Source organism: Shouchella rhizosphaerae, assembly GCF_036700015.1.
Taxonomy (GTDB): domain Bacteria; phylum Bacillota; class Bacilli; order Bacillales; family Bacillaceae_D; genus Shouchella; species Shouchella rhizosphaerae.
Window position 1 is genome coordinate 3,466,216 of sequence record NZ_CP144921.1, and the last position, 23,493, is coordinate 3,489,708.

A 23,493-nucleotide genomic window follows, 5' to 3' on the forward strand; every position below is an offset into this window, starting at 1 on the left:
TTAAGAAACAACCAGAGTCGAGACCATTTCTTCGTGGCCAGGACCACATGGAATGTTGCATTGGATTTCATACTCCCCTGGTTCAAGTGTGACGGTTTTTGAGTCCGAACCGCTAATGACAAGATCGGATCCATTATCAGCCCCGACAATAACGATGCCGTGGTTCCCCTCTTCATTTTTAAGTTCCACCGTCACGTCACCAGCGCCAGCCGCATATTCTTCTTTATCAAACTGCCAGTTCATTGCTTTAATGACAACGGTTTCACTTGATTCCGCAGTACTGTTATCTTCTTGCCCACTATCTTCTTGCGCCCCGCAAGCTGTCAAAATAAAAAAAAGCAAACAGGCCGTGACCACTCCAGCTAATTTTCTCAATATGTTTCCCTCCTTATAATTTCTCTTTTCATTCTAACAATAACCATGCGCTTTTATTGGCAATTTTTATGAAAATCCTGTGTCATTTTCGTATAGATTACAAGCTAAATGCCGAGGATAAAGCAATAGTATGATTGGAAAGGGATGTTCATGATGTTAAAGCAAGTTGTCCACAAACATTGGCTTCCGTTTTCTCTTGGAGCTGCCTCATTCGCTTTGCTACTAGGAACATTTATCATTCTTGGCGAAGACGCGTCTAATGATTCTCCCCAAGTAGCAAATCCGCCTAATGCCACGGAAGTATTACGTGAAACCGTATTCGCTGATGGAAATATACGAACAGAGCGTGTTGAGGAAACCATTTGGGCGATTGACGACTTTTGGGCGGAATACGAAGAATGGCAGCTTGTTGACCAAAGCAACCACTTTGTCCACTTTCGGAAAACCATTCTTGACCTTTCACCCGAAGTAAAAGAGGATGGCTATTTAGGCATAGATGCCGATAGGGGGATCGTGCTTTACACAGGAGCACAAGAAGCTGGACAGATTGTCACACGTTATAGCGAAATTGAGGCAGCAAAGCTAAGCGAATCGGATGTTGCGGCGCTTGAACAAGGCATCCGGATTGAAAGCCTTGAGCATTTGCAAAACCTGTTAGCACAATGGCGATAATGGGCAGCTGCAGCACTGGCTATCGCATTACCCACTTGCTGGCTTAGTAGCAACTTAATGACGGAAAGCTATCTGCTATGCTAAAATAGAAATAAATGTTCGCTTTTTGGCCATGCAGAGGAGAATGCTTGTGATTGACTATATTAAAGGGAATTTGGTTGCAGTTGAACCTGCTTATCTCGTGGTCGAAGCCAACGGGATTGGGTTCCAAATTTACTGTGCAAACCCTTACCGTTTTATAAACGATTTAAATCGGGAGGTAGTGGTCCCGACACACCACTATGTTCGCGAAGACAGCCAACGCCTATTTGGGTTTACAACAAGGACAGAACGTTTGTTGTTTGAAAAGCTTTTAAATGTCTCTGGCATTGGCCCAAAAGGAGCGCTCGCCATTCTTGCTTCTGGAGAACCAGAAGATATTATCCATGCAATTGAACAAGAAGATGAGGCGCTGCTTGTCCGTTTCCCTGGAGTCGGCAAAAAAACAGCAAGACAAATCATTCTTGACTTAAAAGGGAAGCTTGATGATATGGCACCAATGCTGGAACCTGCTGCTGGCGCTGACAAACAGCAAAAAAATCCACAGCTTGAGGATGCTTTAGAAGCGTTGCGTGCTTTGGGCTATGTTGAAAAAGAGCTGAAAAAAGTGGAAAAACAGTTAAAAGCGGAAACGCTGGAAACAGATGAATATATTAGGCGTGCGCTTGCGCTTATGTTAAAACGTCCTTAAGTAAGGGGGATGACAATGGAAGAACGAATTGTTTCCGCTGAAGCAACGGAGTTGGAAGAACAGAGCGAGCAAGGGTTACGGCCAAAAAGATTGGCCGATTATATCGGGCAAGAAACGGTTAAGCACAACCTTGCTGTGTTTATGGAGGCAGCAAAAATGCGCGAAGAAGCGCTTGACCATGTCCTGCTTTACGGACCGCCAGGCCTTGGGAAAACGACGCTAGCGGCGATTATTGCGGCGGAAATGGGCGGCGAGTTGCGGACTACTTCCGGCCCGGCAATTGAGCGGTCTGGCGATTTGGCCGCGATTTTAACCGCCCTTGAGCCAGGAGACGTTTTGTTTATTGATGAGATCCACCGCTTGAACCGCACAGTTGAAGAAGTGCTGTATCCGGCCATGGAAGATTTTTGTCTAGATATCGTCATTGGCAAAGGCCCAACTGCTAGATCGGTTCGATTAGATTTGCCGCCGTTTACGTTAGTGGGCGCGACAACACGTGCAGGAATGCTCTCGTCCCCGTTACGCGACCGTTTTGGCGTAATGGCAAGGCTTGAGTATTACAAACCTGAAGAACTGGCTCAAATTGTGGAACGTTCCGCCACCGTTTTTCAAGCGACGCTTGAGCCGTCTGCAGCGCTTGAATTGGCGCGGCGGTCAAGAGGGACTCCTCGGATTGCAAACCGCCTGCTCCGTCGCGTTCGTGATTTTGCCCAAGTAGGAGGGGAGGCTGCTATTTCGTTGGAAAGGGCATGCTCCGCCCTTGAACAGCTCCATGTCGATCCGTTAGGGCTAGACCATATTGACGATAAATTGTTAAAAGGCATGATTGAAAAATTTAATGGGGGCCCGGTTGGATTAGAAACGATTGCGGCGACCATTGGCGAAGAAGCGGCAACGATTGAGGAAGTATATGAGCCCTACTTGCTGCAAATTGGCTTTATCCAGCGGACGCCTCGGGGGCGGATAGCGACGCCGGCTTGTTATGCTCATTATGGAGTGGAAAAGCAAAATGGGTAAAACATTAATGGTGATTGGCGCAGTGTTGCTCATTGTCGGTTTTCTTTGGCAAGTGTTGGGCCGCTTTTTGCCAATCGGCAAATTGCCAGGGGATTTTTTGTTTAAAAGCGGGCAAACGACTGTTTACTTTCCGATCATGACGTGCATTATTATTAGCATTGTTCTTTCCCTGCTTTTCTCACTCTTCCGCCGTTAGAAGTGCTTGCGCTAAATGAAAAACGCATGTATGCTAGGAAAAGTTTGATTGGAATGCGTAAGATAGATAGGTGATGACATGGACGTAAATGAATTTGATTTTGATTTACCTGAAGAATTAATTGCCCAAACTCCTTTGAAGACTAGGACGAATTCCCGTTTGCTTGTGGTTGACAAAAAAACAAAAGCGATAAGCGACCGGATGTTTCCTGATTTGATTGAAGCGCTTTCGCCAGGAGATTGCCTTGTCTTAAATGATACGAAAGTGATGCCTGCCCGCCTTTTAGGCGAAAAGGTAGAAACGAAAGCAGTCATCGAGCTGTTGCTTCTAAAACAGCTTGAAGGCGACTGTTGGGAAACGCTTGTAAAGCCAGCAAAGCGAGTAAAAATAGGGACAGAGGTTAGCTTTGGCGACGGAAAGTTAACAGCGATATGCACGGCAGTCCAACCCCAAGGGGGGAGGATTTTCGAATTCCGCTACAGTGGTGTGTTTTATGAATTGTTGGAGGAACTAGGGACGATGCCATTGCCTCCTTATATTAAAGAACGGCTAGAAGATGCCGACCGTTACCAGACTGTGTATGCGAAGCAGATAGGTTCGGCCGCTGCGCCAACGGCTGGCCTTCACTTTAGCGAGCAATTGCTTTTAGAGATCGAAGCAAAAGGCGTAAAAATTGTGTATATTACCCTTCATGTCGGTTTGGGGACATTTCGCCCAGTGAGCGCTAGTTCTGTTGAAGACCACCAAATGCATGCCGAGTATTACCAGGTGACAGAAGAAGCGGCCCACACGCTGGCTTCTGCCCGGGAGAATGGCGGCAACATTATCGCAGTTGGGACAACCTCAGCAAGAACGCTTGAAACGATCTATAGCGATCATGGCGCCTTTGTAGCGGCATCTGGCTGGACGTCGATCTTTATTTATCCTGGCTATAAGTACCAGGCAATTGACGGGTTGTTGACGAATTTCCATTTGCCAAAATCAACGCTTGTCATGCTTGTTAGCGCATTGATAGGCAAAGAGGCATTAATGGATGCTTATGCACACGCCATAAAAGAACGCTACCGATTTTTTAGCTTCGGCGACGCAATGTTTATACGACCGTAAGGGGAGACAAATAGTGACAGCAGCAATCACCTATGAACACATAAAAACATGTAAGCAATCTGGCGCTCGGCTCGGTCGTGTCCATACGCCTCATGGCACGATTGAAACGCCGATGTTTATGCCGGTAGGTACGTTGGCGACTGTGAAAACGATGAGTCCAGAAGACTTGAAAGCAATGGATGCACAAATTATTTTAAGCAACACCTACCACTTATGGCTTCGCCCGGGAGAAGAGATTATTAAGGAAGCTGGCGGCCTTCATCAGTTTATGAATTGGGATAAGCCGATCTTAACGGATTCTGGTGGCTTCCAAGTCTTTTCCCTTAGTGATTTACGCAAGATCACGGAAGAAGGCGTCCATTTCCGCAATCATTTGAGTGGTGAAAAGCTGTTTCTTTCGCCAGAGAAAGCGATGCAAATCCAACATGTGCTTGGATCGGACATTATGATGGCATTCGATGAATGTCCACCTTACCCTGCCGACCATAGCTATATGAAAGCTTCGGTCGAACGGACAAGCCGCTGGGCAGAACGGTGCCTTGCCGAACACAAACGTTCAGGCAAAGACAGTGTTCAAGGGTTATTTGGTATCATTCAAGGCGGTGAATACGAAGATCTGCGCAAACAGAGTGCAAATGATTTGACAGCGCTTGATTTTCCAGGTTACGCTGTAGGTGGACTGTCTGTCGGAGAACCGAAAGATGTCATGAATCATGTGCTTGAGTTCACAACGCCATTAATGCCGGAAGATAAACCTAGGTATTTAATGGGAGTCGGCTCGCCAGATTCACTCATTGACGGGGCGATAAGGGGCATTGATATGTTTGACTGCGTCTTGCCGACCCGAATAGCGAGAAACGGTACTTGCATGACAAGTGCGGGAAGATTGGTTGTCCGTAATGCTAAGTACGCGCGTGATTTCAGTCCCCTCGATGAAAAGTGTGACTGCCATGTGTGCCGTACGTACTCGCGGGCGTATATTCGTCATCTCATTAAATGCGAAGAAACATTTGGGTTCCGTTTAACGACGTACCACAACCTTTATTTTCTTTTAAATTTAATGAAGCAAGTTCGCCAAGCGATTATGGATGACTGCCTTCTTGATTTTCGCGAGCAGTTTTTTGAGGAATACGGCTTTAACAAGGAAAACGCACGCAACTTCTAGTTCTCTAGAAAAGGTGGCGTTAAAGCAAGGAAAGGGGGGTGTTTCATGGAATTACTTGTCAGTATGCTTCCGTTTATCGCGATTATCGTGCTATTTTATTTTTTGCTGATCCGTCCTCAGCAAAAACAACAAAAACGTGTGCGTGAAATGCACGCAAATTTACAGCGCGGCGATAAAGTCATTACAATCGGCGGGTTGCACGGCGTCATTGACTCGATTGACGAATCTGTTGTTGTGTTGTTGGTGAACGACAACCGCAAACTTACGTATGATCGTAACGCGATCCGCGAAGTGGTGCAATCAGATTAATACAAGAAAGCGCCTAGCTTAAGTAGCGGGAGGCGCCTTTTTAAGCAAAAGCTCACGCCCTCAAATAAAGGGATGGGCTTTTTTGTGTGTGAAGGAGCAAGAGTTCCTTATGAATTCCCGCCTGAAAAATTGACACCAAACACACCACCTAAAGAAGCAATGGCACAATAGCCTGCAAAGAGGAGCATCTGGTTGGAGGTGATGGATTCATTATAGCCTAAGTAACTGATTGCCAGCAGAATGGCGACAAACAAAAACGCTGTAAATGCGCCTGCTAGCCAGCCTTTGTTTTTTGCTTTAGCTCCTGAAAAAAAGCCACCTACAAACAAGGCTAAAAAACCGCACCCCACCATTACCCAATGAACAGACTGTTCAGTCAGTGAAGTCAAATAAAGCAATGTAGCCATGAGTATACTGAATGCGACGGCAATGCATATACTCACGAATGTGCCAATACATACCGCTGGAAAAAAACGTCTGCTTTCCATTCTATGTCCCCCTCGTACCGTTTTTTCTATTCGTATGCTTGCCAATCAGGGAACATGTCTATGACAAAGGATAAAAGCAACCCCTTAGGGCATAGTAGCAAATAAGAAATGTAAGGAGAGGGGGAGACCTATGCATGGATGCCATGATTGTGCGCGCTGCAGCTACTTACGCGGCACTTGTGCTGATCAAGCAATACAAAAACGAAACAACACAAACACAGCAAGGCCCTTTCGAATTGGCACTCGCCTTGTTTGCCGGTGAAGCAATTGCTGCATTTTGGTCGTTATGGGTGCTTTTGCCGATCTTTCTGCTGGTGATAGCAGCCGTATTGAAACGAAAGACAGGCGAGTCGGGCAAACTACAGCACACAAGCAAGCCCCCTACAGTAGCACCTCCTTTACAGAAAGAAGGACCCGCATTGGCCATGCCTTTACCATTAATCATTGATGGGACGATCCAGCATGACCATTTGCGAGAACTACGTCAAACAGAGCTATGGCTTCGCCAGCAATTGCGCAAACTCGGCTACCGCGATATTAAAAAAATTGCTTATTGCTCGCTTAAAGGCAAAGAATCGTTTTTTATTGACTCTTTTTGAAAAACGTAGTGATCACATGTCCACCCGTTTGCTTTGGCCGATAAAAATAGGTAGTTGCACTCGTGACACGAGTGGACACGGCTATTGTTCCTTCTCATATGCTATTGTGTACGGATTTTTAAGAGGGGGACAATACACATGGCAGAAAATTATTATCGCATGTGCCAACAGCATATAGGCAAATGTGTCGTCATTACAGAACATAATGGCAGGCGCCATTATGGCCGGATCACACGAGTAGACAACAAACACGTCTACTTACAGCCTCTTGGCAACCGCGGCTTTGGCTACGGCTGGGGTTGGGGCTGGGGCTGGGGTTACCCGGTTGCTCTTGGCGCAATTGCTGGCTTTGCCTTAGCGGGCTTATTATTCTGGTAATACAAAGAAGGAGCGCTTTTGTTTGGAAAGCGCTTCTTACATAAACTTTTTGATAAACGGAAGGCGTTTTAGTTCCTCTTTGCTGAGAAGCTTAAGGGCAAGAATGCCAAATACATAAATCATGCAAGTTATGGCGATGCTGGCGAGCGCTTTTGCTGCGTAAGGCAATCCGTTGAATAAATAGGTGTCTATTTGCATGCCTGCATAGCCAGTGATGACGATGAGCAGCACTAGTTTCAACATGGGAACAGCGTGGATCACAAATCCCGTCGTTTTGGCAAGTGTAGCAATGTGGAGCAGCGTCACGAGTACAAAACCAGTTACAATAGCCAAAGCTGCTCCCATTATGCCAAAGCTCGGGCTAGAAGCCAAAGCGAAAATCGCAAGCGTTTTAACGATGGCGCCAATAAAACTATTAACCATGGAAGCTTTGGCGTAATCCAATGCTTGCAGGGCAGCAGCAAGGGGGCCTTGCAAGTACAAAAAGAGAGCAAATGGCGCCATAACTTGCAATAGCGAGGCAGCGTGTGGAGCGTTGTACATAAGCACGGTCAGTTCACTAGCAAATACATAAAGAACGACAACGCAAATGCCTCCTGACAAAAGCCCCATTCGTAAAGCTTGTTCTAAACGGTGGTGAATAAGGACTTTTTGTTTATTTGCTGCTGCTTCACTTAAACTCGGCAATAGCGAAACGGAAAGGGAATACGTAATAAAGGTTGGTAATGTGAGTAGCGGCATGACATAGCCGACGAGCAAGCCGTACTGCTGTGTTGCGACAATGGTTGCTACTCCAGCCAAAGCGAGGCTCTGGGCAACAACAATCGGTTCAAAAAACAACGCGACTGTACCAATTAGACGACTGCCTGTGGTAGGTAAGGCAATGGCAAGGAGCTGGGAAGCTGTTTTCCGTCCTGATTTCACAGTCGAAAAAAACTGGCGGCGAAGTCGGAACGGTTTGTGTGATTTAAACAAATACAGCATATACAAGAGGGAAGCAAGTTCCCCACAGCCAGCAGAAATCATTGCTCCAGCGGCAGCATACTCCAGTCCGTAAGGCATAAAGGCGGCTGTAAAGACGGCAATTAAGCTGATGCGTACAACTTGTTCAAGTACTTGGGAATAAGCGGTTGGCTTCATGTTTTGGCGTCCTTGGAAATAGCCGCGCAACACAGAAGAAACAGCAATGATTGGCACAATCGGCGCTACGGCCAAGAGCGGATACAAGGCGCGGGCGTCCGTCAATAACGTTTGGGCAACGAGTGGAGCGAGGGCGAGAATCGCCGTTGTGAAAACAATGCTCAAAGAACCTGTTATGGCAAGGGCAACGGCGAGAATTTTCTTGGTTTTGCCAACTTCTCCTTTTGCTTCTGCTTCTGCAACAAGCTTTGCAATCGCCACTGGAAGGCCAAGTTGCGTTAACGTTAGGAGTAGCAACATGGTCGGCACAGCCATCATATAAAGGCCTACGCCTTCAGCACCAATCATTCTTGCCATGACAATTCTGTTAATGAAACCGAGTAATTTTGTGATAAAGCCTGCTGCAATTAAAATAAAAGTGCCTTTTAGAAAGGTTTGCTTGTTCATGGCAATCCCGCCTTCTTTGCTGGTCTACCGCGTTTTATACATGTCTATGCGGCAATGGACAGGACATGACAAGCCTTTCCCAAAATGAAGTTCATTCGATTTCATAGCCGTAATAGCAATAATTTGTTAGTATATGTATACTTAAAGTTATAAAGAGAGGGTATGTATATGGGCATGAAACAACAGTTTGATGGTTGGCGGGAAGACGTCGAACCACTCCTTTCCATTAAACAGGAAGAGTTCCACGAGCTTGGTTACAATCGTGTCACAAAAGATGAGTTGTGGAATTATGCAGTGGACAAGCTTCGTCGTAAAAAAGAATTTACGCCTTTCTACGCATTTGTTGATGAACTTCTGTCGATTCAGCCCCAGGGGTACATGACATGGTTGACAGTCCATGCGTATAAGGAGCCGATTGACTGGTTCAAAACATTTGAGCAAGCAACAGCCGAAAAGTAACAGATTCGAGATTGCGTAGGAGGATAAACAGACTATGGTTAAAAAAGGCAAAATTGCGCTTTTCTTTCTCATTATTGCGTTGTTTGCTTCTGGAATCGCCTATTTTGCAAAGCCTGTTGTAAACGACGTCAGCCTTGGGCTTGACTTGCAAGGCGGCTTTGAAGTGCTTTACGAAGTGGAGCCCATGAATGAAGGCGATGAAATTAATCAGGATTCGCTTTTAGCAACAACGACTGCATTGAATGAAAGGGTAAATACAATTGGCGTTTCAGAACCGAACATTCAAATTGAAGGAGAAAACCGGATCCGTGTCCAGTTAGCTGGTGTTGAAGACCAAGAAACAGCACGTGACATTTTGGCGACTGGCGCAGAATTGACGATCCGTGACGTCGATGACAACGTGCTTCTTGATGGCAGCGATTTAACCCAAAATGGTGCCAGCGCATCGGTACATCCAGAAAAGAATCAGCCGATTGTGACGTTGACGCTAAATGATGCAGACAAATTTGGCGAAATCACACGTGAAATTTCTGAACGTCCACTAGGAGAGAATTTGCTCGTCATCTGGCTTGACTTCGAAGAAGGCGATAGCTTTGCAGAAGAATCAAAAAAACAAGACCCTAAATACATGTCAGCAGCGTCCGTTAATGCCCCGTTACATACACGAGACGTAATGATTGAAGGGAATTTTACAACGGAGGAAACACGCTTTCTTGCTGAAATATTAAATGCAGGCGCTTTGCCTGTTGAATTAAATGAGATCTACTCTACATCTGTCGGTGCATCGCTAGGAGAAAAAGCGATGAACCAAACGATTTTTGCTGGCTCCCTTGGGGTTGCGCTGATCTTTTTGTATATGGTGGTTTACTATCGCTTCCCAGGAATCATTGCTGTCATTACACTAAGCATCTATACATTTTTGGTGCTTGTCGTCTTTAATGCAATGAATGCTGTGTTAACTTTGCCAGGCATTGCTGCACTCGTGCTTGGGGTTGGCATGGCTGTCGATGCGAATATCATTACTTATGAACGGATTAAGGAAGAGATTAAATCAGGGAAATCGATTTTATCTGCCTTTAAAGTCGGCAGCAGGCGCTCGTTTGCAACGATTTTTGATGCCAATATTACGACGTTGATTGCGGCAGGGGTTATGTTTTATTTTGGTACGAGCTCCGTGCAAGGTTTTGCGGTCATGCTCATTATTAGCATTCTTGTCAGCTTTTTAACGGCCGTTTATGGTTCCAGAGTATTGCTGGGCCTTTGGGTGAACAGCAAATTTTTAAATAAACGGCCTGGCTGGTTTGGCGTGAAAAGAGGTGAAATTGATGAGCTTTAATCCAGAAAAGTGGAATGTCGATTTGACAAAACACCGAAAACGTTTTTTTATCGGCTCGGGCTTGTCAATTGTCCTTGGCATTGTGTTGTTGCTTACGTTTGGTTTAAACTTAGGCGTTGATTTTGAAAGTGGCTCGAATGTGGAAATTCAAGCGGATCAGACATTGACGCAAGAACAATTACTGGACGACTTTGCAGCAATCAATGAATCGTACACGCCGAATATTACACTTGGAGGCGAGCAAAGCCAAAGTGCGACTGCTCGGTTTACAGTGGAACTTTCCAAAGATGAAATTACCGCGATTCAAACTTATTTCCAAGACAAATACGGCCATTCGCCTAACGTCAGTACAGTGTCGCCTCTCGTCGGCCAGGAGCTTGCTCGCAATGCGATTTTGTCCGTATTGATCGCTTCATTAGGGATTGTCATTTATATCGGTTTCCGTTTTCACTTCCTATATGGTGTTTCAGCGGTTATTGGCTTGCTCCATGATGCCTTTATCATTATTGCGTTGTTCAGCTTGTTCCAAGTTGAAATTAATGTGCCTTTTATAGCGGCAGTGCTTACTGTGGTTGGCTATTCAATCAATGACACGATTGTTACGTTTGACCGAATGCGGGAAAATATTAACAAGGAGAAGGAAATTAAAAGCTTTGAGCACTTGGCGCAAATTGTAAACAAAAGTTTGCTTCAAGTGTTAACACGCTCGATCAATACGGTATTGACCGTGCTATTTGCTGCTGTGGCATTGCTGATTTTCGGCGGCGAAGCGATCCGCTCGTTTTCATTGGCTCTTGTCATTGGATTGATTGCCGGTACTTATTCTTCGATGTTCCTTTGTGCGCAAATATGGCTTGTCTGGGAGTGGAAGCGGCAAAAGAAACTAAAAAACAAACCAAAGAAAACGGAAGAAGAGTACATTTGAGCGGAGGGGATTGACATGAAAGCACAGACAGCGTTTATTATCGGCATTATTGCCGCCATTATCATTGCTGTGTTTGCGGTGTTAAATGTGGAAAGCGTACCAGTTAATCTGTTAGTGGTAAAAGCACAGTGGCCATTGATTCTAGTCATTTTGGGCTCGGTGCTACTAGGAGCGATTGTCGCAGGGATGATGTCCCTAATGAAAGTAATGCAATTAAATGCTGAAATCAAGCGGCTGCGTACCGCAAAACAAGCAAATGCAGATCAACCAGATGAAAGCAGCCGTCAAAAAAAAGACATGAAAAAACAGAGTCATTGAAATGCGTTGTCACCCCTTAGCCCCTCCTGTATAATAGGATGGTCGAGGGGTGTTTTTTACATATGTTGCAATCAAAAACAAGATGGCGCATTTTAGAACAAAACGAGCTGTTGGCGCAAGAGCTCGCAGACGAGCTGCGTGTATCGATGTTAACGGCCCGTCTTCTTGTACGCCGGGGAATCCAAACCGTCCAGGCGGCCAAGCGCTTTTTACACTACGAAGAGCCGACGTTTTACGATCCCTTTTTGTTGAAAGGGATGGAGGAAACGATTGAACGAATTGCCCTCGCAGTCAAACGAAAAGAACGCATTCTTGTTTTTGGGGACTATGATGCTGATGGCGTTAGTTCGACTTCCGTGATGCTAACAGCGTTACAAACGTATGGCGCGGACTGTGATTACTATATACCAAACCGTTTTACAGAAGGATACGGGCCCAATTGCCCAGCGCTAGACTTTGCAAAAAGGCAAGGTTATCACTTAGTGATAACAGTCGATACAGGCATTTCTGCTTTGAATGAAGCTGCCCATGCCAAAGACATCGGCCTGGATTTTATTATCACTGACCACCATGAGCCGCCGCCGGTTTTGCCAGAAGCATTGGCGATCATTAATCCTAAGCAGCCTGGTTGCCCGTATCCATTTAAAGAGCTTGCCGGCGTAGGCGTTGCCTTTAAAGTTGCACACGCTTTGCTCGGGCGCCTGCCTGAAGAGCTGCTCGATTACGCTGTGATCGGCACGATCGCCGACTTGGTGCCTCTCATTGATGAAAATCGGCTGCTGGCCAAAAAGGGGCTTCGCGCGATTGAATCAAGCGGCCGCCCTGGGATCCGTGCCTTAAAGGAAGTATGCGGCATGAAGCAGGAAGCAATGGATGCCGACCATATCGGCTTTGCGATTGGCCCTCGTCTAAATGCAGCAGGGCGGCTCGATTCTGCTAATCCAGCTGTTGAGCTGCTCCTTGCTGATGATGAAGAAGAAGCAAAAGCGCTAGCCACAGAAATCGATAGCCTCAATAAAGAACGGCAAGCAATTGTTAGCAAAATGACAGAAGAAGCGATTCGCCTTGTGGAAACAACCTATGGCACAAAGATCCCCCATGCCATCGTTGTAGCGAAGGAAGGCTGGAATCCAGGGGTCATCGGGATTGTCGCTTCTCGCCTTGTAGAGCAGTTTTACCGTCCGACAATTGTCATGAGCATTGACGAATCTTCAGGACTTGCGAAAGGCTCAGCCAGAAGCATCGAAGGGTTTGACATGTACCAAGAATTGGCGAATAACCGGGATATACTTCCTCATTTTGGCGGACACCCGATGGCGGCAGGGATGACACTTAAAACCGAGGACATTGACGACTTACGTTCTCGTTTAATCAAGCAAGCCAAGGAGACACTAACGGACGACATGCTTACGCCAGCCACGGATATAGACCTCGTTGCAGAAGTGGAGGATGTAACCGTTCAAGTGATTGGCGAGTTGCAGGCACTTGCCCCGTTTGGCGTTGCCAACCGAAAACCGATTGTACTTGTTGAGGGTGCGCATATTTCCGATATGCGCCGGATTGGCAGCAACCAAAACCATTTAAAAATCCAATTTACTGGCGCCCAAAAGCCGCTTGACGGAATTGCCTTTAGAATGGGGCATTTGTTTGAAGAGATCACGCCACATGCAAAGTTATCTGCCATCGGAACGGTATCGTTGAATGAATGGAACGGAAAAGTAAAGCCACAACTTATTATTGACGATCTTGCCGTATTGGAGTGGCAACTATTTGATTGGCGCAGCATCCAGCCAAACCGCTTAAACAGCCGGTTGCTTGACTTGCCTCGTGAAAAACTCGTCGCTATTTCCTTTCAAGAAGGGACAAAAGAAAGACTTGGGTTGGACGTACCCGTATATGATTACCGGCAAGCGCCTTCCTTTTTTGAAGCTTACGTCGTGTTGCTCGATTTGCCTAGCAACCGGGTTGAACTGGAAAGTCTTTTTTCTAAGAAAGGGGAGCCAAGCCGTGTTTATGTTGTGTTCTCTGAGGAAGAAGAATCGTTTTTTCAAACGAATCCAAACCGCGAGCAGTTCAAATGGTATTATGGTTTTATTAAGAAAAACCAACGCTTTTCACTGAATCAACTCGGCGCGAAGCTCGAAAAGCACAAAGGCTGGTCAGCCCGCACGGTCGAATTTATGACCACTGTATTTTTAGAACTTGGTTTTATCAAGCTTGACGACGGCATCGTTGAAGCAGTAGAAAACCCTGAAAAAAAAGCGTTGACTGCATCGCCGACCTACCAAGCCAAGCAGGAAAAAGCATGGCTTGAGAATGAATTTGTTTTTGCTTCTTATCAACAGTTAAAAGAATGGTTCCAGGCTGCCATCGAAGGGAGCGCTGAAACAAAAGAGGAGTCGATCCTAAATGGATTATAAACAATATATAACAATTGTCGAAGATTGGCCGCAAGAGGGCATACGCTTTAAAGACATTACGACGTTGATGCAAAACGGCACAGCCTACAAGCGCGCCGTTGAAGAACTTGCCGTTTATGCAAAAGAAAAACAAGCAGACGTCATTGTCGGCCCTGAAGCACGTGGCTTTGTTGTTGGTTGCCCAATCGCGACTGAACTTGAAATCGGTTTTGTCCCTGTTAGGAAAAAAGGCAAATTGCCTCGGGAAGTCATTGAAGCCAACTATGGTCTTGAATATGGAAAAGACTGTTTAACCATCCATAAAGACAGCATCCAGCCAGGCCAACGCGTCGTCATTACCGATGACCTCCTCGCAACAGGGGGTACGATTGAGGCAACGGCTAAAATGGTAGAGCAACTTGGCGGGAAAGTGGTCGGGATTGCCTTCTTGATCGAATTGGCTTATATAGGCGGCCGCGATAAACTAAAGCAGTACGACTTGTTTTCATTAATGTCTTACGAATAAATCGCTTACAGACTGGTTGTGCGAATCGGCACACCGGTCTTTTTGCAATTTCTAAGCCGCTCTCCCTTTACAACACTGAACGAGTAGCGGATAATAGAAAGAAAACTTGTCGAATGAGTAAAGGTGATTTCATGACAATTGATCAGGTGCTCGAAAAAGCGCGTGCGTATTTGACAAAAGATGATATTGTCTTTTTGGAAAAAGCGTACGAGTTTGCTGAAAAGGCACACAGTGGTCAGTACCGTAAATCGGGAGAGCCCTATATTTTACACCCAGTCCAAGTAGCTGGCATTATTGTCGGGCTTGAATTAGATCCGAATACGATTGCCGCCGCTTTTCTTCATGATGTCGTTGAAGATACCGAAGCAACAGTCGACGATTTGGAAGAAGCGTTTAACGAGGAAGTCGCTATGCTAGTTGACGGCGTAACAAAATTAAAGAAGTTTAAATATAAATCAAAAGAGGAGCAGCAAGCCGAAAACCACCGGAAAATGCTTATGGCTATGGCGAAAGATATCCGCGTCCTCTTGATTAAACTGGCAGACCGTCTCCATAATATGCGGACACTTAAATTTATGCCACCGCAGAAGCAGCGGATTACTTCAAACGAAACGTTAGAGATCTTTGCTCCATTGGCACATCGTCTTGGAATTTCAACGATTAAATGGGAACTGGAAGATACAGCGCTTCGTTATTTGGATCCACAGCAGTATTACCGTATTGTCAATTTAATGAAACGGAAACGTGCTGAACGGGAAGAGTATTTGACAGAAGTGATGGACAAAATCAAAGTCCAACTTAAAGAAGTGAACGTACAGGCAGAATTGTCAGGCCGGCCAAAGCATATATACAGCATTTACCGCAAAATGGTGATTCAGCACAAACAATTTAATGAAATTTATGATTTGCTAGCTGTACGAATTATTGTTAAAAACATTAAAGACTGTTATGCGGTTCTTGGCGTCATTCATACGTGCTGGCGCCCCATGCCAGGACGCTTTAAAGATTACATTGCCATGCCAAAAGCAAATATGTATCAGTCGCTGCATACAACCGTAGTCGGACCGAACGGAGACCCGCTGGAAGTGCAGATCCGTACAGAGGACATGCACCGGGTAGCTGAATATGGTGTTGCCGCCCATTGGGCGTATAAAGAAGGGAAAACACTCTCAAGCAATCGCTATTCGTTTGAAGATAAATTAACGTGGTTCCGTGATGTGATTGAATCGCAGACAGACACAAATGACGCCCAAGAGTTTATGGAATCTATGAAAATGGACCTGTTTTCTGATATGGTGTTTGTGTTTACACCAAAAGGAGACGTCATTGAATTGCCCCGGGGATCGGTTCCTCTTGATTTTGCTTATCGGATCCATAGTGAGATCGGCAACCGTTGTATCGGTGCGAAAGTGAACAGCAAAATGGTCCCCCTTGACCATGAACTAAAAACGGGTGACATTGTCGAAGTGATGACGTCGAAACACTCATATGGGCCAAGCCATGACTGGTTGAAAATTACTAAGTCGTCACATGCTAAAAACAAAATCAAACAGTGGTTCAAAAAAGAGAAACGCGAAGAAAATGTCGTCAAAGGGAAAGAAGCAATCGAAAAAGAAATACGGGCGCTTGATTTCGATGTAAAAGACATTTTAACGCAGGAAAATTTACAAGAAGCGATTAGCAAGTTCAGTTTTGCTGGCGAAGAAGATATGTATGCAGCAGTTGGTTATGGCGGAATTAGCGCTAAACAAATTGTCAATCGCCTTACTGAAAAACAACGCAAAGCAAAAGACAGCGAGCAGGAGCAACAATCCCTTGATGCAGTGTTAAATGAAATCCAAACGGTTTCGCCAAACAAGCGGACAAATTCAATTGGCGTGCATGTAAAAGGGGTCGACAATATGCTTATCCGCCTAGCACGATGTTGCACGCCAGTGCCAGGAGATGAGATTGTCGGCTACATTACGAAAGGCCGTGGCGTTTCCATTCACCGTGAAGATTGCCCGAATGTCATAGCCGATTCAGATTCGTCCCGTTTGCTTGAAGTGGAATGGGAAGGAAATGAGCAGCAGGGCAAGTCGTATAATGTCGACATTGAAATTACTGGATTTGACCGCAACGGTCTGTTAAATGAAGTGTTGCACACATTGACAGAAACGCGCACGCAAATAAATACGATTTCTGGGCGTTCTGACCATAAGCATAAAATGGCGACGATTGAAATGAGCATTTCTATTTCCAATATCGCTCATTTGCAAAAAGTGGTCGACAAAATTAAACAGTTAAAAGACATTTACTCTGTGCGGAGGGTAACCCATTAGAGTCGAGGCAGGTGAGAAAAAGTGCGAGTACTAGTCCAGCGAGCGAAACGGGGCAGTGTTCGAGTCGACCAAAAAACAGTAGGCGACATTGGGCCAGGCCTTGTCCTCTTAGTTGGAATTCATCAAGAAGATACAGAAGCGGACGTACGTTTTTGTGCGGAAAAAGTAGCCCATTTGCGCATTTTTGAAGACAGCTCTGCCAAAATGAATGAATCGGTACTCGATCAAGGCGGTTCCGTCTTATCGATTTCACAATTTACGCTTTATGGAGACTGTAAAAAAGGACGTCGTCCTAATTTCATGCGTGCTGCTAAGCCTGAAAAGGCAAAGCTGCTTTATGAACGTTTTAACAGCTATTTGCGAGAGCTCGGCCTTGTTGTGGAAACGGGCGAGTTTGGGGCGATGATGGAAGTAGAGTTAATTAATGATGGGCCGGTAACGATTTTAGTTGAAAGCGAGTAAGCGCTTGTCGTCTTAATCGTGTTGACATCTTCATTTAAGGGGGATCCGAATAAGACGAGTGTTGCGAGCCGATACTTGCACAAACGAAAATGTATACGAGCGTTTGCAACGATAGTCCGGAGCTTGCCAGTTGGCAGGCTCTTTTTTATAAATGAAGGTTGACATGAAGGGAGAAACAAGTACAATAAAAGTGAAATGAGAACGTTTTCAATAAAGGAGTGGATCAATGCCCACAATTAAAGATGTGGCCCTTCGTGCTGGTGTGTCACGGTCAACGGTTTCCCGTGTAATGAACAATCAGCCTTATGTGGATGAGGAAAAACGGAAAGCCGTCAAACAAGCAATGAAGGAGCTGGGCTATTTACCGAATTCATCGGCTCAACGCCTTAGGGGAACAGAAACACGGACAATTGCTGTCCTTGTTTCACGAATCGTAAACCCTTTTTTTAGTGCAATTGTAGACGCGATGGACGAGGTCGCTGCTGAACAGTCGTATAGGCTTATTTTATGCAACACAAGAGGTTCTGCAAACCAAGAGCTCCATTTCTTGCAGCTTTTGCGAACCAAACAAGTCGATGGCCTTATTCTTGCTTCGCTCGTTAATGATTGGGAAACGATTGCCCCCTATACGGATTATGGGCCCATTGTCATTTGCAATGAATATCCACGGCAGTCTGATGGAGTACCAGTAGTGACAATTGACCAGAGTAAAGCGATGTACGAAGCAACTGTCCATTTGTTAAAAAAAGGTTATAAGCAAATTGCTTATTGCAATCCGATCACAAAAACGGAATCCGATGCCGTTATTTCGCCACTTGCCCAAGATCGTTATTTAGGGTTTTGTCAGGCAATGGAAGAAGCCGGGATGCACATGTATGGCGAATGTTTGTTTTTGGGACATTCCCTTGAGGACGGCAGAAATATATTCAAACAAATGGTGTGCTTAGCTAACCGGCCTGATGCCATTTTGACAGGAAGCGATGAAGTGGCAGCTGGAATAATCGCTGAGGCAAAAGCTGCTGGCTGGAAAATCCCTGATGACTTAGCGATTGTCGGCTTTGACAATCAACCGCATGCTACTTTGATTGAACCCGAGTTGACGACGATTCACCAGCCTGTGCAGGAAATGGGCAGGGCAGCAATGGAACGTATGCTCGCTTTGTTGCGAAAAGAGAGTCCACCACCGTTAGCGACATATTTGGAGGCGCCGCTGTTGGCGCGGAAATCAACTTAACGATTACTGGGAACGATTCCAGGAAGGGGAAATACAATGAATGTAACCATTTGGAATGAATTTAGGCATGAACAAAAAGATGAAGCTGTGCGCAGCGTTTATCCAGACGGGATTCACCAAGTCATTGCTGATTTTTTAGGCAAAGAACATCAAGTTTCAACGGCAACACTAGACGAGCCTGAACATGGTTTGACAGAAGAACTGTTAAACCAAACCGATGTCCTTGTTTGGTGGGGGCATATTGCTCACCACGAAGTAGCGGATGAAGTAGTCGAACGCGTTCATAAAAGGGTGCTTGAGGGAATGGGCTTGATTGTCCTTCATTCAGGCCATTTCTCGAAAATATTCAAGAAATTGATGGGGACAGGGTGCGATTTAAAATGGCGTGAGGCGGATGAAAAAGAGCGCCTTTGGGTTGTGAGCCCAAGCCATCCAATTGCAGAAGGCATTGATGAATATTTTGAACTAGAGAAGGAAGAAATGTATGGCGAGCACTTTGATATTCCAAATCCAGATGAGATCGTTTTTCTTAGCTGGTTCCAGGGCGGCGAAGTGTTCCGTAGCGGCTGTACATACACGAGAGGAAACGGCAAAATCTTTTATTTTCGTCCAGGGCATGAAACGTATCCTACCTTTAAAAATCAACATGTCCAACGGGTCATTCAAAATGCCGTTCGCTGGGCAGCACCGACGAAACGGGCATATCCTGCTTACGGAAACGCCAAGCCTCTTGAGCCTGTTCCAGGGGGAAGCAAATGATACAATTAAAACTAGGGTTTATTGGCGTCGGTGGCATTGCATCAGGCAGGCATATCCCTGCATTTTCAAAAATCGAGGGAGTCGAACTTGCTGGCGTTTATGATGTTAATGAGAACAGAGCGAAAGAAGTTGCCGACCAGTTTGCGATTCCTTTTGTCGCAAAAGAGGCAGCGGAACTGTTCAAACGTGTCGATGCCGTTATTATTTGTACGCCTAACAAGTTTCACCATGAGATGTCCGTTGCCGCACTTGAAGCTGGTGTCCACGTATTTTGTGAAAAACCGATGGCCATTACGGATGCAGCGTGTGAGGACATGGTCAACGCAGCCGAGAAAGCGAAGCGTGTATTGCAAGTCGGTTACCATTACCGTTTTAAAAAGGAATCGCAAGCCGCCAAACGCCTAATTGCCTCTGGAGGAATCGGCGACCCTCTAGTTGTGCGTGTCGAAGCGATGCGGCGGAGAAAAGTCCCTGGATGGGGCGTGTTCACCAATAAATCCCTTCAAGGCGGAGGGTGTCTAATGGATTACGGTTGCCATTTGTTAGATTTAGCACTTTGGCTCCTTGATTTCCCAGAAATAGAAAGTGTTCACGGCCAAACGTACGAAATGGTCAGCCGCGATCCTGACCAAGTCAATCAATGGGGATTGTACGATGCAACGACCATTGATGTCGAAGACCACGCCACTGCTTATATTAAATTTAAAAACGGCGCGACGATGCTATTTGAAACGTCATGGGCTGCCAATGTTCCTGAAGACAAAGAAACGTTAAGCATCTCTGGCACTCAAGGTGGCGTAAACGTGTTTCCTTATGCTGTCAACCATGCTTCTCAAGGAATGATGACGACTACCGTGGCGGACTGGATTTCCGGAGAAAGCGATGAAGGGCTAGCACAAGCACGGCATTTTGTCGCTGCCTGCACGAGTGGAACAGAACTGATCGTGAAACCGAATGAGGCCCGCCTCGTTTCAAGCATCATCGAACAAATTTATAAACAGAGTAAGTAAGCTTCGCTCAATCGCGAGGGCCCATTCCGGTTGATCCGAAACCGGCCCCAACTTTCTGAAGTCTCCTCCTTTCATCCTTGGATGAAGGGAAGGAGACTTCTTTTGCTTTACGGAGATGCCTCTTTTTGTGGTAATCTAAAGCAAAAAGGGGGAGAAACGGTGGAGCTAGGCAGCACCATGTTCACTTTTTTGCAAGAGCAAATCGACAAAGAACGGCTTCCTGGGGCTGTTATTAGTGTGATTCATCGAAACCGCCTGCTTTTCCGGGGCGCGATCGGTTATCGCCAGCTATGGCCAGACAGGCAACCGATGAGCATCAATACGGTTTTTGATTTAGCTTCTTTAACAAAAGTTGTTTGCACGTTGCCGCTCATTTTACAGTTATGGCAAAGGAAGCGCCTTTCCCTCCATATGCCCGTAGCAGAGGTGCTCCCTCCTTTCGGCGCTAATGGGAAAGAAAATGTAACCATTTTTCAGTTGCTGACCCATTCAGCAGGGCTTCCTGCCAGCGTTCCCTTTTATAAGGAGGGGCTTAATTATCACGAAACGATCGCCCGTGTTTGCCACCAAGCGCCTACGTACACACCTGGAACCCGCGTCGTTTACAGCGATTTAAGTTTTATTGCCCTTGGAGCAATCATCGAACAAGTAACCGGAAAGAGTTTGCAACGGGTTGCAAACGAATGGATATACACTCCTCTTGGCATGCAGGAAACACAGTTTTGTCCCCGATTTCCTGCTACTCGTTACGCAGCAACGGAATGGGATCATTGGTTAGGGCGCCCTAAATGCGGTGAAGTCCATGATGAGAATGCTTTTGCCATGGGGGGCGTCAGTGGCCATGCAGGGCTTTTTTCGACAGTGAGTGACATTGAAAAATTTGCTGGTGAAATGCAAACAGCAACCCCTTTGCTATTTGACCCAGACATTCTCCGCTATGCACGGCAACATTTTAGCGCTGGTATGGAAGAACCCCGGGGACTCGGCTGGATCCTAAAAGGAGCACAGACCAACTCGTCTTGCGGCCGCTTTTTTTCCCCGTTTTCCTATGGCCATCTTGGTTTTACAGGCACAAGCATATGGTTTGACCCTGTTGCTGAACTTGCGGTCATTTTTTTAACGAACCGTGTCCATTTAGGAAGAGACAATCATGCGATTCGCCGTATTCGCCCCGCGCTCCATGACTTAATCTATCAATGCCTCTTTTTTTGAAAATACGTTTAAAACGGCCTTGGAATGGCTATCCTAACAAAAACGTTGGGAAAAGGGGCGGTTACATGCGGACTAGTAGCAACTATCCAGTGCCGTTTTACACGCAATGGGAAAAAGAGATTCCTACCCCAATAGGAGTCTGGGATCTAGTGAAACCGTTGGAAACAGGTATCGAGCAACATTCCTTACCGATGTATAAAAAACAGCAAAATCGCAATTAACGGTTGACACCGGTCTGTGTAATTCGTATAGTTATAAACATCTTAGAGTTATTGTTGAAGCATATAAGCGCACAAAAAAGGCGGCATCAAACGCCTGCCGTTTTGTTACCATCACAACTGAAAAATGGGATAAAACCAATGATAAGGCATAGTAGTTAAGGGCAATAGATGCAAAGAGAGGGCCGCCTAGGCTGAAAGCGGCCTCTTCTACCGTAACGAATGAACACCTTTGAGGATTCTTTCTGAACAACCACTGGTTTAGTAGGAAAGGGCGTAGCTGGCGTTAACAGACAAAAGTGGGGGCTTTATGCCTCAATTTGGGTGGTACCACGGGATATGCTCCCGTCCCAGATGATCCGATCATCTGGGACGGGAGTTTTTTTATGGAAAAGGAGAGATGAGAGATGTCGATTCAGCTGCCACGGGGGACGCAAGATATTTTGCCAGATGACGCAGCAATTTGGCAGTACATTGAACAAGTTGCTAAGGAAACATGCGAAACATACCATTATCAAGAAATCCGTACGCCGATCTTTGAACATACCGAAATTTTTTCACGGGGTGTAGGCGATACGACCGATATTGTTCAAAAAGAAATGTATACCTTTTCGGACCGCGGCGGTCGCAGCTTAACACTAAGGCCTGAGGGAACGGCGGCAGTCGTTCGTTCTTATGTCAACCATAAACTGTATGCATCCCCAGCACAGCCAACGAAGTTGTACTACACAGGGCCGATGTTTCGTTACGAGCGCCCACAAGCAGGGCGTATGCGTCAATTTGTCCAATTTGGCGTAGAGGCGCTTGGCAGCGCGAGCCCCCAACTAGATGCGGAAGTGCTAGCATTGCTCATCGCTATCTGCAAAAAACTTGGCCTTGTCAACTTGAAACTGGTCATCAATTCACTTGGCGATTCGGAAAGCCGTCAGGCACATCGGGAAGCATTAATTGCCCACTTTAAGCCATCAATTGATGAATTTTGTAGCGACTGCCAAATGCGACTTGAAAAAAATCCATTGCGCATTCTCGATTGCAAAAAGGATAGAGAGCATCCGCTTATGGCGACAGCACCGTCGATTTTAGATTATTTAAATGAAGAGTCACGTGCGTATTTTCAGTCGCTAAAGGAAACGCTCGACTTGCTGAACATTCCTTATGTAGTCGATCCAACGCTTGTGCGTGGGTTGGATTATTACAACCATACCGCATTTGAATTGCTTAGTACTGCTCCAGGATTCGGAGCAATTACAACGCTATGCGGGGGCGGGCGCTACAATGGACTTGTCCAGGAATTTGGCGGGCCAGAGACGCCAGGCATCGGATTTGCCTTCAGCATCGAACGCTTTATATTAGCGATGAAAGCGGAGAATGTCGACTTGCCAGTACCGCAAAGCCTCGATGCGTATGTAGTTACTCTCGGCGATGAAGCAAGCCGCCTAGGGCCACAACTGTTGCAACGGTTGCGCGATGGAGGCATTCGTGCTGATAAAGACTACTTAGGCAAAAAAATGAAAGCACAGCTTAAAGCGGCTGATCGTTATCAAGCGTCTTATACAATTATCATTGGCGAAGACGAAATCGCGAAGCAACAAGCGCTCGTTAAACAAATGGCAACTGGAGAACAAACGGTAGTCGCCATTAGCGATTTGACATCATTTTTACAAGAACAGATACGAGGAGGAAACTAGGAG

Annotated in this window: 25 protein-coding genes and 1 other annotated feature; of the genes, 22 read left to right on the plus strand and 3 right to left on the minus strand. The window is 45.9% G+C overall.

From position 1 onward, the window contains the following. On the minus strand, window positions 1-375 hold the full coding sequence (locus tag V5G21_RS17125) for a hypothetical protein (protein WP_073303969.1): 375 nt from the start codon (window positions 373-375) through the stop codon (window positions 1-3). A 153-nt stretch (window positions 376-528) separates the two neighbouring features. Here V5G21_RS17125 and V5G21_RS17130 point away from each other — a divergent pair, with 153 nt between their 5' ends. From V5G21_RS17130 to yajC, 7 genes are all read left to right on the plus strand, one after another. Further along, the gene (locus tag V5G21_RS17130; RefSeq protein ID WP_011246397.1) at window positions 529-1,047 is read left to right on the plus strand and encodes an intercompartmental signaling factor BofC; all 519 of its coding nucleotides are present in this window, start codon (window positions 529-531) and stop codon (window positions 1,045-1,047) included. 130 nt (window positions 1,048-1,177) lie between these two features. Then, complete coding sequence (gene ruvA, locus V5G21_RS17135; protein WP_011246398.1) at window positions 1,178-1,777, plus strand: Holliday junction branch migration protein RuvA; 600 nt, start codon at window positions 1,178-1,180, stop codon at window positions 1,775-1,777. Between the two features lie 15 nt (window positions 1,778-1,792). Continuing rightward, on the plus strand, window positions 1,793-2,794 hold the full coding sequence (gene ruvB / locus V5G21_RS17140) for a Holliday junction branch migration DNA helicase RuvB (RefSeq protein ID WP_011246399.1): 1,002 nt from the start codon (window positions 1,793-1,795) through the stop codon (window positions 2,792-2,794). Then, window positions 2,787-2,990 carry a DUF2905 domain-containing protein gene (locus tag V5G21_RS17145; RefSeq protein WP_011246400.1) on the plus strand — a complete coding sequence of 68 codons (204 nt, stop codon included), beginning with the start codon at window positions 2,787-2,789 and terminating at the stop codon, window positions 2,988-2,990. Before ruvB ends, V5G21_RS17145 begins: the two co-directional genes overlap by 8 nt. A 78-nt stretch (window positions 2,991-3,068) precedes the next feature. Continuing rightward, window positions 3,069-4,097 (plus strand): tRNA preQ1(34) S-adenosylmethionine ribosyltransferase-isomerase QueA, encoded by a 1,029-nt coding sequence (queA, locus tag V5G21_RS17150; protein ID WP_011246401.1) that lies wholly within the window; start codon window positions 3,069-3,071, stop codon window positions 4,095-4,097. A gap of 13 nt (window positions 4,098-4,110) precedes the next feature. Next, window positions 4,111-5,262, plus strand: coding sequence for a tRNA guanosine(34) transglycosylase Tgt (gene tgt, locus V5G21_RS17155; protein ID WP_011246402.1), 1,152 nt, complete (start codon window positions 4,111-4,113; stop codon window positions 5,260-5,262). Window positions 5,263-5,307: 45 nt separating this feature from the next. Then, window positions 5,308-5,571, plus strand: coding sequence for a preprotein translocase subunit YajC (gene yajC, locus V5G21_RS17160; RefSeq protein ID WP_011246403.1), 264 nt, complete (start codon window positions 5,308-5,310; stop codon window positions 5,569-5,571). Between the two features lie 107 nt (window positions 5,572-5,678). On the opposite strand, the gene V5G21_RS17165 is transcribed toward yajC, so the two are convergent. Next, window positions 5,679-6,059: a TIGR04086 family membrane protein gene (locus V5G21_RS17165; RefSeq protein WP_011246404.1), complete on the minus strand. Its 381-nt coding sequence runs from the start codon at window positions 6,057-6,059 to the stop codon at window positions 5,679-5,681. 134 nt (window positions 6,060-6,193) lie between these two features. On the opposite strand from V5G21_RS17165, the gene V5G21_RS17170 reads away from it, so the two are divergent. Together V5G21_RS17170 and V5G21_RS17175 are read left to right on the plus strand one after the other, a co-directional pair. Further along, window positions 6,194-6,658 carry a YetF domain-containing protein gene (locus tag V5G21_RS17170; protein ID WP_011246405.1) on the plus strand — a complete coding sequence of 155 codons (465 nt, stop codon included), beginning with the start codon at window positions 6,194-6,196 and terminating at the stop codon, window positions 6,656-6,658. 138 nt (window positions 6,659-6,796) lie between these two features. Continuing rightward, window positions 6,797-7,036 carry a hypothetical protein gene (locus V5G21_RS17175; protein ID WP_011246406.1) on the plus strand — a complete coding sequence of 80 codons (240 nt, stop codon included), beginning with the start codon at window positions 6,797-6,799 and terminating at the stop codon, window positions 7,034-7,036. 36 nt (window positions 7,037-7,072) lie between these two features. Here V5G21_RS17175 and spoVB read toward each other — a convergent pair whose 3' ends face one another. Next, the gene (gene spoVB / locus V5G21_RS17180; RefSeq protein ID WP_011246407.1) at window positions 7,073-8,623 is read right to left on the minus strand and encodes a stage V sporulation protein B; all 1,551 of its coding nucleotides are present in this window, start codon (window positions 8,621-8,623) and stop codon (window positions 7,073-7,075) included. Window positions 8,624-8,791: 168 nt separating this feature from the next. Here spoVB and V5G21_RS17185 point away from each other — a divergent pair, with 168 nt between their 5' ends. The 13 genes from V5G21_RS17185 (at window position 8,792) to hisS (ending at window position 23,490) form a co-directional block, all read left to right on the plus strand. After that, the gene (locus tag V5G21_RS17185) at window positions 8,792-9,082 is read left to right on the plus strand and encodes a post-transcriptional regulator (RefSeq protein WP_011246408.1); all 291 of its coding nucleotides are present in this window, start codon (window positions 8,792-8,794) and stop codon (window positions 9,080-9,082) included. 34 nt (window positions 9,083-9,116) lie between these two features. Further along, entirely contained in the window at window positions 9,117-10,418 is a 1,302-nt protein-coding gene (gene secD / locus V5G21_RS17190) for a protein translocase subunit SecD (protein ID WP_011246409.1), read from the plus strand. Then, window positions 10,408-11,343, plus strand: a complete 936-nt coding sequence (gene secF, locus V5G21_RS17195) for a protein translocase subunit SecF (RefSeq protein WP_073303973.1) — start codon at window positions 10,408-10,410, stop codon at window positions 11,341-11,343. The genes secD and secF overlap by 11 nt, the downstream gene beginning before the upstream one ends. Window positions 11,344-11,358: 15 nt before the next feature. Further along, window positions 11,359-11,661, plus strand: coding sequence for a LapA family protein (locus V5G21_RS17200; RefSeq protein ID WP_011246411.1), 303 nt, complete (start codon window positions 11,359-11,361; stop codon window positions 11,659-11,661). Between the two features lie 62 nt (window positions 11,662-11,723). Then, on the plus strand, window positions 11,724-14,081 hold the full coding sequence (gene recJ / locus V5G21_RS17205; RefSeq protein ID WP_095236169.1) for a single-stranded-DNA-specific exonuclease RecJ: 2,358 nt from the start codon (window positions 11,724-11,726) through the stop codon (window positions 14,079-14,081). Next, a complete protein-coding gene (locus tag V5G21_RS17210) occupies window positions 14,071-14,586 on the plus strand; it encodes an adenine phosphoribosyltransferase (protein WP_011246413.1) in 516 nt (171 codons plus the stop codon). The genes recJ and V5G21_RS17210 overlap by 11 nt, the downstream gene beginning before the upstream one ends. Before the next feature lie 113 nt (window positions 14,587-14,699). After that, window positions 14,700-16,907, plus strand: a complete 2,208-nt coding sequence (locus V5G21_RS17215) for a RelA/SpoT family protein (protein ID WP_011246414.1) — start codon at window positions 14,700-14,702, stop codon at window positions 16,905-16,907. A 21-nt stretch (window positions 16,908-16,928) separates the two neighbouring features. Then, window positions 16,929-17,369: a D-aminoacyl-tRNA deacylase gene (gene dtd / locus V5G21_RS17220; RefSeq protein WP_011246415.1), complete on the plus strand. Its 441-nt coding sequence runs from the start codon at window positions 16,929-16,931 to the stop codon at window positions 17,367-17,369. Between the two features lie 226 nt (window positions 17,370-17,595). After that, entirely contained in the window at window positions 17,596-18,603 is a 1,008-nt protein-coding gene (locus V5G21_RS17225; RefSeq protein ID WP_011246416.1) for a LacI family DNA-binding transcriptional regulator, read from the plus strand. A gap of 36 nt (window positions 18,604-18,639) precedes the next feature. Next, a complete protein-coding gene (locus V5G21_RS17230) occupies window positions 18,640-19,362 on the plus strand; it encodes a ThuA domain-containing protein (protein WP_011246417.1) in 723 nt (240 codons plus the stop codon). Beyond that, window positions 19,359-20,372 carry a Gfo/Idh/MocA family protein gene (locus V5G21_RS17235; RefSeq protein ID WP_011246418.1) on the plus strand — a complete coding sequence of 338 codons (1,014 nt, stop codon included), beginning with the start codon at window positions 19,359-19,361 and terminating at the stop codon, window positions 20,370-20,372. Before V5G21_RS17230 ends, V5G21_RS17235 begins: the two co-directional genes overlap by 4 nt. 159 nt (window positions 20,373-20,531) lie before the next feature. Then, complete coding sequence (locus V5G21_RS17240) at window positions 20,532-21,584, plus strand: serine hydrolase domain-containing protein (RefSeq protein ID WP_235360824.1); 1,053 nt, start codon at window positions 20,532-20,534, stop codon at window positions 21,582-21,584. A 350-nt stretch (window positions 21,585-21,934) separates the two neighbouring features. Beyond that, window positions 21,935-22,158: a binding site (T-box leader), on the plus strand. A gap of 51 nt (window positions 22,159-22,209) precedes the next feature. Then, a complete protein-coding gene (hisS, locus tag V5G21_RS17245) occupies window positions 22,210-23,490 on the plus strand; it encodes a histidine--tRNA ligase (RefSeq protein WP_011246420.1) in 1,281 nt (426 codons plus the stop codon). Window positions 23,491-23,493 lie beyond the last annotated feature (3 nt).

Excerpts from the sequence above, each read along its gene's own strand:
- V5G21_RS17210 (WP_011246413.1), top strand. The coding sequence starts at position 14,071 with ATGGATTATAAACAATATATAACAATTGTCGAAGATTGGCCGCAAGAG.
- V5G21_RS17145 (WP_011246400.1), top strand. The coding sequence starts at position 2,787 with ATGGGTAAAACATTAATGGTGATTGGCGCAGTGTTGCTCATTGTCGGT.
- V5G21_RS17170 (WP_011246405.1), top strand. The coding sequence starts at position 6,194 with ATGGATGCCATGATTGTGCGCGCTGCAGCTACTTACGCGGCACTTGTG.
- V5G21_RS17235 (WP_011246418.1), top strand. The coding sequence starts at position 19,359 with ATGATACAATTAAAACTAGGGTTTATTGGCGTCGGTGGCATTGCATCA.
- V5G21_RS17225 (WP_011246416.1), top strand. The coding sequence starts at position 17,596 with ATGCCCACAATTAAAGATGTGGCCCTTCGTGCTGGTGTGTCACGGTCA.
- V5G21_RS17185 (WP_011246408.1), top strand. The coding sequence starts at position 8,792 with ATGGGCATGAAACAACAGTTTGATGGTTGGCGGGAAGACGTCGAACCA.
- queA (WP_011246401.1), top strand. The coding sequence starts at position 3,069 with ATGGACGTAAATGAATTTGATTTTGATTTACCTGAAGAATTAATTGCC.
- yajC (WP_011246403.1), top strand. The coding sequence starts at position 5,308 with ATGGAATTACTTGTCAGTATGCTTCCGTTTATCGCGATTATCGTGCTA.
- secD (WP_011246409.1), top strand. The coding sequence starts at position 9,117 with ATGGTTAAAAAAGGCAAAATTGCGCTTTTCTTTCTCATTATTGCGTTG.
- V5G21_RS17165 (WP_011246404.1), bottom strand. The coding sequence starts at position 6,059 with ATGGAAAGCAGACGTTTTTTTCCAGCGGTATGTATTGGCACATTCGTG.
- V5G21_RS17175 (WP_011246406.1), top strand. The coding sequence starts at position 6,797 with ATGGCAGAAAATTATTATCGCATGTGCCAACAGCATATAGGCAAATGT.
- secF (WP_073303973.1), top strand. The coding sequence starts at position 10,408 with ATGAGCTTTAATCCAGAAAAGTGGAATGTCGATTTGACAAAACACCGA.
- V5G21_RS17200 (WP_011246411.1), top strand. The coding sequence starts at position 11,359 with ATGAAAGCACAGACAGCGTTTATTATCGGCATTATTGCCGCCATTATC.
- recJ (WP_095236169.1), top strand. The coding sequence starts at position 11,724 with ATGTTGCAATCAAAAACAAGATGGCGCATTTTAGAACAAAACGAGCTG.
- ruvB (WP_011246399.1), top strand. The coding sequence starts at position 1,793 with ATGGAAGAACGAATTGTTTCCGCTGAAGCAACGGAGTTGGAAGAACAG.
- V5G21_RS17230 (WP_011246417.1), top strand. The coding sequence starts at position 18,640 with ATGAATGTAACCATTTGGAATGAATTTAGGCATGAACAAAAAGATGAA.
- hisS (WP_011246420.1), top strand. The coding sequence starts at position 22,210 with ATGTCGATTCAGCTGCCACGGGGGACGCAAGATATTTTGCCAGATGAC.
- spoVB (WP_011246407.1), bottom strand. The coding sequence starts at position 8,623 with ATGAACAAGCAAACCTTTCTAAAAGGCACTTTTATTTTAATTGCAGCA.
- V5G21_RS17215 (WP_011246414.1), top strand. The coding sequence starts at position 14,700 with ATGAGTAAAGGTGATTTCATGACAATTGATCAGGTGCTCGAAAAAGCG.
- V5G21_RS17130 (WP_011246397.1), top strand. The coding sequence starts at position 529 with ATGTTAAAGCAAGTTGTCCACAAACATTGGCTTCCGTTTTCTCTTGGA.